The organism is Pseudomonas sp. P5_B3 (assembly GCF_056400405.1).
In genome coordinates, this window is sequence record NZ_JBFULI010000042.1 from 1 (window position 1) to 13,888 (window position 13,888).

Consider the following 13,888-nt stretch of genomic DNA (forward strand, 5'->3'; position numbering starts at 1 on the left):
GCACCTGAGAGCATTGGCTGTCAGGACATTCTTGCGCTGTCAGGCGCGGTCCATGCCCTGCTTTGGGCGGATGCTTCAAGTCAGCAGGACACGCCATGACCGCCCGGCTCAATCAGCTGCCTGCAAAGACATGGTGGTTGCAGCAGCTACTGGATTCTTTCCAGGCTCGCGTCAGTCGCTGGCCCCTGCGTTGCCGCCAGGGCCTGAAGATCTCGGCCGGGCTGATCGCCGCATTGTTGGTGCTGGGTATTCTCACTGCGCCGCTGAATCTGTATTCCCAGGCCGCGTTTGCCGCCGTCTGTTTCGCCACCAGCCTGATCATCCGCAAGCAAGCCGGGCGTCTGGCGATCCTGACCCTGATCACCCTCTCGCTGATCGCTTCGCTGCGCTACATGTACTGGCGCCTGACCGACACCCTGGGCTTCGACAACTGGCAGGATGCCGTATTTGGCTACGGGCTGGTGCTGGCCGAACTGTATGCCTTGCTCGTCCTGGTCTTCGGCTACGTACAGACCGCCTGGCCGCTGCACCGCAAACCGCAGTTTCTGCAACAGCCGCCCGCTGAATGGCCGACGGTAGACGTCTTCATTCCTACCTATAACGAAGCGTTGGGCATCGTCAAACTGGTGGTGCTTGCGGCCCAGGCCATCGACTGGCCCGAGGGCAAACTGCGGGTGCACATGCTCGATGACGGACGCCGGGAGGAATTCAAGGATTTCTGTCAGCAGATTGGTGTCAACTACATCACCCGCGACAACAATCAACATGCCAAGGCCGGCAACCTCAACGAGGCACTCAAGGTCACCGATGGCGAGTTCATCGCCATATTCGACGCCGACCACGTGCCCACCCGCTCCTTCCTGCAGATCACCATGGGCTGGTTTTTAAAGGACCCGAACCTGGCGTTGCTGCAAACTCCGCACTTCTTCTATTCACCCGATCCGTTCGAAAAAAACCTCGATACCTTTCGCTCGGTACCCAATGAAGGTGAGCTGTTCTACGGCCTGGTGCAGGACGGCAACGACCTGTGGAACGCGGCATTCTTCTGTGGCTCCTGTGCGGTCATCCGGCGCACTCACTTGCTGGAAGTCGGCGGCATCGCCACCGAAACCGTGACGGAGGATGCGCACACGGCACTCAAGCTCAATCGCCGTGGTTTCAATACCGCCTACCTCGCCATTCCACAAGCGGCGGGCCTGGCCACCGAAAGCCTTTCCCGACACATCAGCCAGCGCACACGCTGGGCACGGGGCATGGCGCAGATTTTTCGCACCGACAATCCGTTGTTTGGCAAAGGTCTGAACCTTGGGCAGCGCATCTGCTACCTCAACGCCATGATGCACTTTTTCTACAGCCTGCCTCGCCTGGTGTTCTTGACCGCCCCCCTGGCCTACCTGATGTTCGACGCGCAGATTTTCCATGCCTCGGCGCTGATGGTCACGGTCTATGTGCTGCCGCATATTTTCCATTCCAGTCTGACCAACTCCGCCATCCAGGGGCGCTTCCGCCACTCCTTCTGGAACGAAGTGTATGAGTCGGTGTTGGCCTGGTACATCATGCGACCGGTACTGTTGGCCCTGATCAGCCCTTCGCTGGGCAAGTTCAACGTGACCGACAAGGGCGGCACCATCGAGGAGGACTATTTCGACTGGAAGCTCGCGCGGCCTTACATCGTCCTGCTGACCTTGAACATGATCGGCCTGGTGATCGGCGTGGTGAAACTGATCGGAAGTGATTCGGCCCAGGTCACGACCCTGCTGATCAACCTGGCCTGGACTGTGTACAACATCATCATCGTCAGCACTGCCGTGGCGGTGGCCACTGAGTCCTCTCAGGTGCGTAACGAACCCCGGGTGCCCGCAGACCTGCCTGTGCGCGTCTATCGCGAAGACGGCACCTCGTTCGATTGCAAAACCCAGGACTTCTCACAAAACGGCGTGGGTCTGGCACTGCCACCGCAGGTTCAGCTCAGCGTCGATGAGAAGGTACGGCTGTGCATTTTGCGCACACCTCCCTCAAGCCTTTTTCCYGCAAGAACGATCTTCAGCAACGACAACGTGACGGGCGTGCAATTCGAGGCTTTGACCCTGCGCCAGCAAAGTGAGCTGGTGCGACTGACCTTTTCACGGGCCGACACCTGGGCCAACACCTGGGGTAACGGCCGCCTTGACGCGCCCATGTCGGCGTTGCGCGAGGTCAGCAGCATTGGCTTGCGCGCCATCCTGCGCTTGTTCGTTGTAACCCTGAAGGACAGCCACGCGCTACTGCGCAAACGCCCGGTCGCTCCATCACCTATTGACTCCACCGCGGACACGCAACGATCTTGAAGCCTTCCACTCGCCAGACCTTTCTTCCTCGTCGCTCACTCATGCTGATCGCCTGCTCGCTAGCGGGCTGGAGCGGCTGTGCCTTGAGTGCTGCCGCCCCAATCAGCGCCACGGACACGGCGCTGATGCCGGTCGCATCGTTGCCGGGGACCGATGCCCCGGGCAACAGCTATACCCGCACCCTCAAGGAGCTGGGCAAAAGCTATTCGATGACCCTTAAAGGCGTGGAGGCTACCGACAGCGTGAATTTCGATGTGCGCGCCGATGAAGTCGTCACGGCTGCGCAGGTCACGCTGCAGTACAGCTACTCACCGGCGCTGCTGGCCGATCTTTCGCAAATCAACGTGCTGATCAACGATCAAGTGGCCGCCAGCCTGCCTCTCCCGAAAGAAGAGGCCGGTAAAGTACAGACCCGGACCGTGCAGATCCCGCCGCAGACCATCACCGAATTCAACCGGCTCAGCCTGCAGTTCATCGGTCATTACACGATGCAATGTGAAGACCCTTTGCACTCCAGCCTGTGGGCCAGGATCGGCAACGAGAGCCAGCTGAGCCTCCAAGTGTCCTCGATTAAGCAGCCCAACGACCTGTCCGCTCTGCCGCTGCCCTTGTTCGATCGTCGAGACGCCTCGCCCCTGAAGCTGCCCTTCGTGTTCGCCGCGCACCCAGGCGGTCCGGAGCTTGAAGCCGCCGGCATCCTTTCTTCCTGGTTCGGCGCACTGGCCAGCTATCGCGGCGCAACCTTCCCCACCAGCCTCAGCAGCCTGCCGGCCAAAGGGAACGCGGTGGTGTTTGTCAGCGCCAGCGAATCAACGACCTTGAGTGGTTTGCCGATCAAAGAGGCCACGGGGCCGACATTGACCCTCGTGAGCAACCCGAATGATGCTCAGGGCAAACTGTTGATCGTCTCCGGGCGCGATGGCGCCGATCTCAAAGTTGCCGCGACTGCGTTGGCCCTCGGTGGCTCGGCCTTTTCCGGACAGAGCGTGGTGATCGACCGGATCGACTCGCTCAAGCCACGCCAACCGTACGACGCGCCCAACTGGCTGCCCTCCGATCGCCCGGTTCGTCTGGGTGAACTGGCGAAACCCGCGGAACTCAATGTGTCGGGTTATAACCCGGGACAAATGACCGTTGCCCTGCGCTTGCCACCCGATCTGTTCAACTGGCGTGAGCCCGGTGCGCAACTTGACCTGAAGTACCGTTATACGCCGCAACCGGTCTCCACCAACTCTTCGTTGCTGATCAGTTTCAACGATACCTTCATCAAGTCGATCGACCTGCCTTCGATCGAGAAACTCGGCAACAGCGACAGCCTGCTGTCGATGCTCAAAACCGACGACAGCCTGGCCCGCACGTCGCGCATGCTGTTGCCGCTCAATTCAGTCGCGCTGCAGTCGCGCCTGCAATTTCGTTTCATGTATGACTACATCAAACAGGGCGAATGCCGCGACATCATCATCGACAACATGCGCGGTGTGATCGACCCGGACTCGACCCTGGACCTCAGCCAATACGAACATTTCATGGCCATGCCCAACCTCGGGGTGTTCAAGGACAGTGGCTTCCCGTTCACCCGCATGGCCGACCTGTCTGAAACCTCGGTGATCCTGCCCAACGAGCCAGGCCCGGCCGATCTGAGCGCCTATCTGACCCTGCTGGGCCGCTTCGGCGACTCCACCGGTTATCCGGCCACCGGCGTGAAAGTGGTCCACGCCGACCAGGTGGCCGAGCAACGCGACCGGGATTTGCTGGTGCTCGCCTCGGGCAACAATCAGCCGCTGCTGGAGCAATGGCAAAGCCTTCTGCCGGCCAGGGGCGAAGATGCTGCGCAGTACTTTGAACTGTCTGACCTGCCGTTGCGTCTGCGCAACTGGATCAGCCCGGATACCAAAACCAATCGGCGTGAAGCGCGCAGCAGCTTCAGGTTCAGCGCTGAGGACGGCAGTGCTTATCTGACCGGCTTCGAATCGCCGCTCAAGAGTGGGCGCAGCGTGATATTTATCGCCGGCACAAGGCCCGGCGGCCTGGCCGACGTGACCAGTGCCCTGCTCAGCAGCGAAGAAAATGCCAACGAACTGCAAGGCAGTCTGGTGGTGGTCAGGGGCAAGCATGTCGAATCGCTGGTCGCCGAGCAGGATTACTACGTCGGGCGCCTGGGTCCGTTGCGCTATCTGCAGTGGTACCTCTCGCAGAATGTCATGGCGCTCATGCTGCTCACCCTCATCGGGGTCCTGCTGCTTTCTTGCATGGCCTACCTGGCCCTGCGCCTACGGGCCAAGCATCGTCTTGGCCAATGAGCCGCGCGGGCCAGTGTCGTTCATGCCTGTGACGTCCATGAGCAGCCGGGGTACTTCACTTCGCCAGGGCCTGCGCGGTAACGCGCGCAGGTTGAGCGCTGTGCTTGCGCTCGCCCTGCTGGCGCCGGCGATGGCGGCCGCACAATCCTGCGAGCCGCCGGCCTGGCCACTGTGGCAAACCTATGCGACACGCTTCGTCCAGGCCGACGGCCGGGTTCTGGAATCGAGCCTTGAGAACAATCACAGCACCTCTGAAGGGCAGTCCTACGGCATGCTCTTCGCAYTGATCGGCAACGATCAGCCACGCTTTGACAAACTCTGGCGCTGGACCTCGGCCAACCTCGCAGGCTCCGCCACCGCCACACGCCTGCCGGGCTGGTTATGGGGGCAAGGCAAGGACGGTCAGTGGCGCCTGCAAGACGTCAATTCGGCCGCCGACGCCGACCTGTGGATCGCCTACGCCTTGCTCGAAGCCGCACGCCTGTGGCATCGGCCGGACTATCACCAAGACGCCCTGCAGCTGATGGCGACGATCGAAGCGCAACTGGTCGTCAAACTGCCCGGGCTGGGCCCGATGGTACTGCCTGGACCACAGGGTTTCGTCCAGCCGGATGCTCTCTGGCGCCTGAACCCCAGCTACCTGCCACTGCCGCTGTTACGGCGCCTGGCCAAGGAAGCACCCTCCGGGCCCTGGCAAGCGATTGCCGATAACACCGCGACGATGATTGCCCAATCCAGCCGCCACGGTTTCATCGCTGACTGGGTCGGTTATCAAGGCACTTCAGCACAATCGGGTGTCTTCGTGAGCGACCCGATCAACGGCGACACGGGCAGCTACGACGCCATTCGCGTGTACCTCTGGCTGGGCATGAGTGATACCTCCGAACCGCTGGCAGCGCTGCTGCTCAAACGGCTGGACGGTATGGCCCGCAGCACTGTCGCGACGGGTTCCCCCCCGGAAACGGTCCGGCTTCTGCACGGCAGTGTCCAGGGTCAGAGCCCTTTCGGATTCCGGGCTGCACTGATTCCCTACCTTGAGGCCAAGGGGCAACCCAGGTTGGCCGATCAGCAACGAGACCGCGTGGAAGTCGCCTTGCGCGAGGCGCTGGCCAGGCCCGATGCCGACGCCGGTCCGCCGCGTTACTACAACTTCATGCTCAGCCTGTTCGCGCTCGGCTGGGCAGATAAACATTATCGATTCCGGGAAGACGGAACACTGAAACTCTCCTGGGAGACCGCATGCACGCGCACCACCGCACGCTAGCCATCGCCGTCATGAGCGCATGGACGGCTGCTGCCCACGCTCAAAGTCCGACGCCACAGACATTGCTCGTCGAGCAAGGGCAGTACTGGCAGTTGCATAAAAACCCTCAACGCGCGGCGGAAGTCTGGCTGAAAGTCCTGTTGCTGGACCCGGTCCAGGTTGACGCACTGTATGGCCTGGGCTTGATCGGCGTGCAACAGGACAAGCCACAACAGGCGCAGCAATACCTCGCCCGCTTGCAGGCCATCCAGCCTTTGCCACGGCAGGCACTGCAATTGGCACAGGACATCGCCCTGGCACAACCGCAGAACCAGCAGCGCCTGGAAGAGGCTCGGCGCCTCGTCGATGCCGGTGAGCGTGACAAGGCGAGCGTGGTGTTTCGCTCGCTGTTCGATGGCCGTCCACCTCAAGGTACGATCGGCCGTGAGTATTACAACAACCTTGCCTTCAATCAGGCTGACTGGGCTGAGGCACGCAGCGGACTTCAGCGCCTGCAACGTGAGATGCCCAACGACTCGATCGTCGCGCTGTTTTACGCCAAGCATCTGGTACGCCATGAAGACAGCCGTGCCGAGGGCATCCGCGCCCTGGCCGCGCTGACCCAACGTACCGACATTGCCGGTGATGCCGACGAAAGCTGGCGCCTGGCGCTGACCTGGATCGGTCCGCCCGATCCGGCACAAATGCCGTTGTTCGAGGCGTACCTCAAGACGCATCCGGATGACGTGGAAATCCGCGCGCAGATGAACAAGGGCAAGCAACAGGCAGCGACGACGGCCAGCAAGGAATGGCAACCGCCCGCCGAAGTCGCGCGCGGCCTGAAGGCGCTCAAGGAAGGCGATCAGGCCACCGCCGAACAGGCTTTTCAAGCGCGCTTGAAAACCCGGCCCGATGATGCCGACGCGCTGGGTGGCCTTGGAGTCGTTCGCCAGCAGCAACACCGACTGGCCGAAGCGGAAAAACTCCTGGGTCAGGCCACGCGACAACAAGGCGGCAGCCACTGGCAAGTTGCGCTGAACGAAGTGCGTTACTGGTCTGCGTTGCAGCAGGCCCGCGACGCCCAGGCCAAAGGCCAGACAACCCAGGCACTGGCCTTGGTCAACCAGGCCCTGCGGCTCAATCCAGACGGGGTGGACGCTCGCCTCGCCCTTGCGGACATTCAGACCGGCGCGGGCCAGTTCGATGACGCCCAGCGCAACTATCGCCAGGTGCTGAGCCTGCGCCGTGACGACCCTCAAGCACAGGAAGGGCTGGTCAACGTGCTGCTCAAGAGCGGCAAGAACGATGAAGCCCTGCAACTGATCAACAGTCTGCCAGCCACCGGACAGGCAAAGATCGGCCAGTCCGCACGCCTGCAAGCCTTGCGTGCGACGCAACTGGCCGCCCTCGCCGAACAACGCAACGACCTGCCCGCTGCGCGTAACGCCTTGCAGGACGCGCTGCGCGTTGAGCCGGACAACATCTGGACGCGTTTCGCCCTGGCCCGCCTGAACCTGGCGATGGGCGAACCCCAGAAGGCTCGGGACCTGATCAACGCCATGCTCCAGGCCCATCCCGACAATGCCGATGCGCTTTACGTCAGCGCCCTGCTGTCGGTCCAGATGGGTGAGTGGAAAGCCGCCCAGACAACCTTGGGACGCTTGCGCCCCAACCAGCGCACCCCGGACATGCAAGCACTGGCCGCTGACGTCAGCTTCAACCTGCAACTCAGCCAGGTAATCGAGTTGGGCAAGCGCGGACAGCGCCAGGAAGCCCTGACCTTGCTCGAGCGCATTCAGCCGATGACCAACGACAGTCCAGACCGCACGGCCAGCCTGGCCTCGGCCTACGTCGACATCGGCGAGCCGGGCCGTGCGCTGGCCCTCATGCGCGGTCGGTTGCAACAGACCACAGCGCCCTCGGCGGACTTCATCCTGCAATACGCCGCTGTCCTGCTTAAAACCGGAGAAGACACGCAGGTCAACCAGATTCTGCGCGACCTTCAGAACAAGCCCTTGAACGCGCCGGCCCGCAAGCGATTCGATGACCTGCTCTATCTCTATCGCATCCGCCAGGCTGACCAACTGCGTGAGCGAGGCGATCTGGCCAACGCCTATGACACGCTGGCGCCCGCACTGGCGCAACGTCCCGGCGACAGTGCGGCCGTCGCGGCCCTGGCGCGGATGTACTCGGCAAACGGCGATACGGCAAAAGCCCTCGAACTCTACAAACCGCTGTTACAGCGCCAGCCAAACGACCCGCAACTGCTGTTGGGTGCTGCCGACGCGGCGGTGCTGGCACATGACGCGGCCTTTGCCGAACAGGCGCTGCAACAGCTGCTCAAGACCGAATCCGGTAACCCTCAAACGCTGACTGAGGCCGCACGTCTCTACCAGAACTTGGGCAAGACCGGCACGGCGACTGATCTGCTGCGCAAAGCCGTGGCCATCGAACAGAGCGAGAAACGCAGAAACCAGGGCGGCCAACTGGCCGGCTCGACAGTGGCGCCCAACCCTTTTGCCGGGGTATCAGGTTCACGTAACGAAGTCAGTCGCGACACCTTGCTGGCAGTCATCCCGCCACCGGTTCAGGAGATGCCGGGCAGCGCCCCTTTTGCCATCGGCGCCCCGCCAAGGCCGCAGCAGGCGAGCAATCCATTCGAGTCGCAGTTGCCCCGCGCAGCACTGGTGAGCGAGGACATCAGCCCCGCGCAACTGGCGCTCGATAAAATCCTTCAGGAGCGCAGTGCCTACGTCACCCAGGGCGTGAGCATTCGCAGCAACAACAGTGAGTCGGGACTGAGCAAACTCACCGATATTGAGACACCGCTGGAAATCAATATCCCGCTGGATGAGAGCCGCGTTGCGCTACGCGTGACGCCCGTCTCGCTGAATTCCGGCAGTGCCAACAGCGAGGCGCTGTCGCGTTTTGGCAACGGTGCGCAGAGCGGCAGCGTCGGTTCGCAGAAAGCCGAGGGCGTCGGCCTTGCCGTCGCCCTTCAACGGCCCGCCGATGGGCTCAAAGCCGATCTCGGTACCACCCCGCTCGGCTTCAAATACACCACCGCCACCGGCGGCATCAGCGTTGATCGCCCCATCAGCGATGCCTCTAATGTCCGTTATGGCGTGAGCGTTTCCCGGCGTCCGGTGACTGACAGCCTCACCTCGTTTGCCGGCACCACGGACAAACGCAGCGGGCAGTCCTGGGGCGGTGTGACCGCCAACGGCGGACGTGGTCAATTGAGCTTTGACGACAGCGAAGTCGGCGCCTATGGCTACGCCTCCTGGCACCAGCTATTGGGCAACCATGTCGAGTCCAACAGCCGCAGTGAACTGGGCAGCGGTGTGTACTGGTACCTGCAAAATGCCACGGACAGCAAACTGACCGTCGGCTTGAGCATGACCGGCATCAGCTACGCCAACAACCAGGACTTTTTCACCTACGGTCACGGCGGCTATTTCAGCCCGCAGACGTTCTTCGCCCTGGGCGTGCCGGTGACCTGGGCACAACGCACCGGGCGCTTGACGTATCAAGTCAAGGGCTCGGTCGGCGTGCAGCATTTCGAGCAGGACAGCGTCGACTATTTCCCGACCGACAAAGCCCTGCAGGCGGCCTCGGGCCTGCGCTACGAAGGGCAAAACAAAACCGGGATCGGCTACAGCGTCGCCGCGGCGGCTGAATACAAGGTCGCTTCGAACTTCCTGCTGGGCGCCAATCTGGGCCTGGACAACGCCCGCGACTACCAACAAATCAGCGGTGCCCTGTCCTTGCGCTACCAGTTCGAGGAGATCAGCGGCCCCATGAGCCTGCCGGTCAGCCCGTACACCTCGCCTTATTCCAACTGATCATTCTGGAGCTTTCGATGCCCACTTCTGCCCTTGCCGGCCTGACTCTCCTTGTCCTTGGGGAGAGCCATATGAGTCTTGCGGACCATTTGCTGGAGCCGCTGCACGACAACCTGACTCGCCAAGGCGCCCAGGTCCATTCCATCGGTGCCTGCGGCGCCAGCGCCGGTGACTGGCTGATCAGCAAGAAGGTCGACTGTGGTGCCGAGCGCAAAGGCAACGACAAGATCGTGATCAAGGGGCGCGAGGCAACCACCACACCGATCCAGGACCTGATCGCCGCCGACAAGCCCGACCTAGTGGTACTGGTCATCGGCGACACCATGGCGTCCTACGACAAACCGGTGTTTCCGAAGGCCTGGGCATGGCAAAACGTCACTGGCCTGGCCAAGGCCATCGCCGCCACCGGAACCCGCTGCGCCTGGGTGGGCCCGGCCTGGGGCAAAGCCGGTGGCATGTACCAGAAGAATGATGCCCGCACCCAATTGATGTCGCAGTTTCTGGCCGCGAACGTGGCGCCTTGCACTTACATCGATTCGCTGACGTTCTCCAAACCCGGGCAGTGGATCACCACCGATGGGCAGCATTTCACCGTCGCCGGTTATCAATCCTGGGGCAATGCGATTGGTGGAGCGTTGGCCAAACTGCCCGCCGACACCGTCAGCAGCGCGGGAGCCGGCAAATGATCCGATCCGCCTGTGGCTGGGTGCTGTTCGCGCCCTTGATGCTGAGCCTGCACGCCCAGGCCGCCGACATTGCCCTGTACCCGACGGGCCCGGATCAGGACTCGGCCTTCCTGCGCTTTATCAACGCCGCCGACCAACCGTTGCAGCTGCTGGCCGAAGGCTCGCGCGCAAGCCTCAAACTGGAAGGCTCGAATGCCGTGTCCGACTACCTGCCCGTGCCCGCCAATCAGCCGATCAAGGGCACCCTGGAACGCAACGGCAAAAGCCAGCCGCTGGACATCCAGGTGGCAGCAGGCGAATTCGCCAGTGTGATCGCCTTGCCAGACAGCGCTCAAGGTATCCGCCAGGTCGTCATCCGTGAGCAACCCGACGACTTCAATAGCCTGAGGGCCTCGCTGGCGTTTATCAGCGCCGATCCAGCGTGCACCCAGGCCGGTTTGCGCGCTGCGGGGAAGAACGCCGACCTGTTCAAGGAGGTGGCCGACGGCAGCGTGCAACGCCGAGCGATCAACCCGGTCAACCTGTCGGTGCAATTGGTCTGCGCCCAAACCAACGTCGGTGCCCCGCTGGACCTGGGCCAGCTCAAGGCTGGCGAGCGCTATAGCGTTGTGCTGCTGCCTGGCGCAAATGGCCCTCACCTGTTGCTCGCGACTGACGTCCTGGCCCACTGATCGGATCGCGCCACCACCATGGTTTTTGCCTCTCTCGAGTTTCTGACGTTGTTCCTGTCGCTGTTCCTGGCGGCCTATGCCGTGTGCCCGGCCGCCTGGCGCAACGTCACGTTACTGATCGGCAGCTGGCTGTTCTATGGCTGGTTGAGCCCACGGTTCCTCGCAGTGCATGTGGTGCTGACGATCACGGCGTGGGTCGGCGGCTTGCTGATTGATGCCTTGCGCGAAGATGGCAAGGGCCGCGTGCGGCTACTCGCGACGCTGATCGTGCTCAACACGGCGGTGCTGTGCTGGTACAAGTACGCCAACATCGTTGCCGGCACCTTGATCGATACCTTCACCGGGTACGGCGCCATGCCCCTGGACTGGCAGCGGGTCATCATGCCGGCGGGGCTGTCGTTTATCGTCTTGCAGGCGATTTCCTATCTGGTGGATGTGCATCGCCGTACCGTGCCGGTTGAACGCAGCTTCATTAATTACGCCACCTATATTTCGATGTTCGGTCATTCGGTCGCCGGCCCCATCATTCGCTATGACTGGGTTCGGCGTGAGCTGAATCAACGTTACTTCAACCTGCAGAATTTCTCGCTGGGCGCGCGCCGGTTCATGGTCGGGATGTGCATGAAGGTCCTGGTGGCCGACACCCTGTCGCCGGTAGTCGATGTGGCGTTCAGTGTGCCGAACCCCAGCTTCTCCGACGCCTGGGTTGGCTGCCTTGCCTATTCCTTGCAACTGTTCTTCGACTTCGCCGGCTACAGTGCCATGGCCATCGGACTGGGGCTGATGCTGGGATTTCACTTTCCCGAGAACTTCGACCGTCCGTATCTGGCCAACAGCATCCAGGACTTCTGGCGTCGCTGGCACCTGTCGCTGTCCAGTTGGTTACGTGACTATCTGTATATTGCGCTGGGCGGCAATCGCAACGGCACCTGGAAAACCTACCGCAACCTGTTCCTGATCATGGCCATCGCCGGCCTCTGGCACGGTGGCGATAGCTGGAATTATCTGCTGTGGGGCAGCGCCCATGGCATTGCGTTGTGTGTGAATCGTGCCTGGAGCAGCTCTTCCCTGCCCGCGGTGCCACCGCTGCTTTCCCATGGCCTGACACTGCTGTTCGTGTGCCTGGCCTGGACACTGTTCCGCGCCCCCGACTTTCATAGCGCGCTGAGCCTGTATGCCGGACAGTTCGGTCTGCAGGGCATCGCCCTCGGTGACGAACTGTCCACGACCCTGCGCCCGGTGCACGGCCTTGCGGGTTTGCTGGGAGTGTTCGGTGTCGTCGCACCGCTGCTGCGCCCTTACTGTGAGAAACAACTGGGCGGCCTTTCGCTCTACACCGCCGCCCTTTGGCCCATTGCCGGTTTCATGCTGTCGTTCGCACTGATCGCCAGTCGCGAAACCGTACCCTTCCTGTATTTCCAATTCTGATGACGAGCTTAAAGCACACCCCGCCCCCCACTCAGCCAGATGATCTGGCGACACGCAGCAGTCAGTTGGCCGGCGTGGCGCTGCTGATATTCCTGGTCGTCGGCCTGCTGTCCACTGGCCGTCTGATCGTTTCAGGGCAGATCTCACTGCTACCCGATAAAGTGCTGAACACGCAGATTCTTGATGGCGATATCACCCATCGGATCGCCAAGGAACTGTCGAACGCTGACTTTCCCACGACCTTCGCCAAGCTGGAGCGCGGTGTCAGTTGGCTGCTCCTCAATGACACCGGGCCGAGGGTTCGTTCGGGTTGTCCTGACTGGCTGTTTTTGGCTGATGAACTCAAGATCAATCACCAGGCACAGCGCAATGCCGATGCCAAAGCCCAGGCCGTGATTGATCTAAAGCAGCAGCTCTCCCAACGTGACATCAGCCTGCTGGTGGTCATCGTTCCAGACAAGAGCCGCATCGCTTCCGGGGAGCTTTGCGCACTGCACCGCCCGGCCGCTCTCGAAGGGCGCATCCAGGCCTGGACCTCGAAGCTGGATGTGGGTGGCGTGTCGAATCTGGACCTCACCGGTGCGCTGACGCCACTGGGGGCCAGTGCCTGGTTGCGCACCGATACGCACTGGAGCGAATCCGGCGCAAAGGCAGCGGCCGAGGCCGTCGCACAGCGCCTGAAGACCCTGGGCATCAGCGCAACGCCACGCAGGTCGTTTAACGAAAGTCATGCCCCGCTCGCGGTGCGACCTGGCGACCTGGTCCATCTGGCGGGCATCGACTGGCTGCCGCTCAAATGGCAACCTGCAGCCGAAATGGTCGCCAAGACCCGCACCCACGAACTTCCCGTTGCGTCAGCCGCCAGCCCTGACACCGAGGCAGACCTCTTTGGCGATGCCGACCTCCCCAATACCGTGCTCATCGGCACTTCATTCTCACGCAACTCCAACTTCGCAGGGTTTCTGCAGCAGGCACTGGGCGCCCCCGTAGGTAACTTCGCCAAAGACGGCGGAGCGTTCTCTGGTGCTGCAAACAGCTACCTCAACAACCCGGCCTCCAAAGAAACGCCGCCAAAACAAATCATCTGGGAGATCCCGGAGCGGGACCTGCAGTCGGCGTACATCGACCCCATTGCCTATCGCTCGTTGCGGTAGGCCAATCGCATCCGGTCGAACCGCCGTCGGGTACGAGAAACCCCTACCCAAAGCGGTCGGTGAAAAGGGCCGGGGCTATCTCCATAAATGGGGCATTTCACCCACCCAACCGGGCGTTCACCACCTGATTTGAGGAATATTCCCCCCTCCCCCTTTTCTCTCGCTTCAAACACTCAGAGCCTGTTCATTCATTTGAATTTTTCCTTTGCCCTATTGAAATGGCTCATAAGTTGC

The 13,888-nt window shown here is 61.9% G+C and carries 8 protein-coding genes and 1 pseudogene; all 9 read left to right on the forward strand.

Features of this window, described 5'->3' with window-relative positions; all coding sequences use genetic code 11:
- A pseudogene (locus tag AC1DRN_RS21840) lies at positions 1-99 on the forward strand (cellulose biosynthesis protein BcsQ); the annotation flags it as partial.
- On the forward strand, positions 96-2,327 hold the full coding sequence (gene bcsA, locus AC1DRN_RS21845; protein WP_223458978.1) for a UDP-forming cellulose synthase catalytic subunit: 2,232 nt from the start codon (positions 96-98) through the stop codon (positions 2,325-2,327). The pseudogene AC1DRN_RS21840 and the gene bcsA, both read left to right, overlap by 4 nt.
- Positions 2,324-4,627 (forward strand): cellulose biosynthesis cyclic di-GMP-binding regulatory protein BcsB, encoded by a 2,304-nt coding sequence (bcsB, locus tag AC1DRN_RS21850; protein ID WP_223458976.1) that lies wholly within the window; start codon positions 2,324-2,326, stop codon positions 4,625-4,627. Before bcsA ends, bcsB begins: the two co-directional genes overlap by 4 nt.
- A 22-nt stretch (positions 4,628-4,649) precedes the next feature.
- A complete protein-coding gene (bcsZ, locus tag AC1DRN_RS21855) occupies positions 4,650-5,891 on the forward strand; it encodes a cellulose synthase complex periplasmic endoglucanase BcsZ (RefSeq protein WP_223458974.1) in 1,242 nt (413 codons plus the stop codon).
- Positions 5,867-9,715 (forward strand): cellulose synthase subunit BcsC-related outer membrane protein, encoded by a 3,849-nt coding sequence (locus AC1DRN_RS21860; protein ID WP_457266153.1) that lies wholly within the window; start codon positions 5,867-5,869, stop codon positions 9,713-9,715. Before bcsZ ends, AC1DRN_RS21860 begins: the two co-directional genes overlap by 25 nt.
- 17 nt (positions 9,716-9,732) lie before the next feature.
- Positions 9,733-10,401 carry an SGNH/GDSL hydrolase family protein gene (locus AC1DRN_RS21865; protein ID WP_223458970.1) on the forward strand — a complete coding sequence of 223 codons (669 nt, stop codon included), beginning with the start codon at positions 9,733-9,735 and terminating at the stop codon, positions 10,399-10,401.
- The gene (locus AC1DRN_RS21870; protein WP_223458968.1) at positions 10,398-11,072 is read left to right on the forward strand and encodes an alginate O-acetyltransferase AlgF; all 675 of its coding nucleotides are present in this window, start codon (positions 10,398-10,400) and stop codon (positions 11,070-11,072) included. Before AC1DRN_RS21865 ends, AC1DRN_RS21870 begins: the two co-directional genes overlap by 4 nt.
- 18 nt (positions 11,073-11,090) lie before the next feature.
- On the forward strand, positions 11,091-12,500 hold the full coding sequence (locus AC1DRN_RS21875; protein WP_223458967.1) for an MBOAT family O-acyltransferase: 1,410 nt from the start codon (positions 11,091-11,093) through the stop codon (positions 12,498-12,500).
- Positions 12,500-13,654, forward strand: a complete 1,155-nt coding sequence (locus AC1DRN_RS21880; protein WP_223458966.1) for an alginate O-acetyltransferase AlgX-related protein — start codon at positions 12,500-12,502, stop codon at positions 13,652-13,654. The genes AC1DRN_RS21875 and AC1DRN_RS21880 overlap by 1 nt, the downstream gene beginning before the upstream one ends.
- Positions 13,655-13,888: the final 234 nt, after the last annotated feature.

Bases quoted from the DNA above. Each gene is read 5' to 3' on its own strand.
- AC1DRN_RS21880 (WP_223458966.1), top strand. From the start codon at position 12,500: ATGACGAGCTTAAAGCACACCCCGCCCCCCACTCAGCCAGATGATCTG.
- AC1DRN_RS21860 (WP_457266153.1), top strand. From the start codon at position 5,867: ATGCACGCGCACCACCGCACGCTAGCCATCGCCGTCATGAGCGCATGG.
- AC1DRN_RS21875 (WP_223458967.1), top strand. From the start codon at position 11,091: ATGGTTTTTGCCTCTCTCGAGTTTCTGACGTTGTTCCTGTCGCTGTTC.
- AC1DRN_RS21870 (WP_223458968.1), top strand. From the start codon at position 10,398: ATGATCCGATCCGCCTGTGGCTGGGTGCTGTTCGCGCCCTTGATGCTG.
- AC1DRN_RS21865 (WP_223458970.1), top strand. From the start codon at position 9,733: ATGCCCACTTCTGCCCTTGCCGGCCTGACTCTCCTTGTCCTTGGGGAG.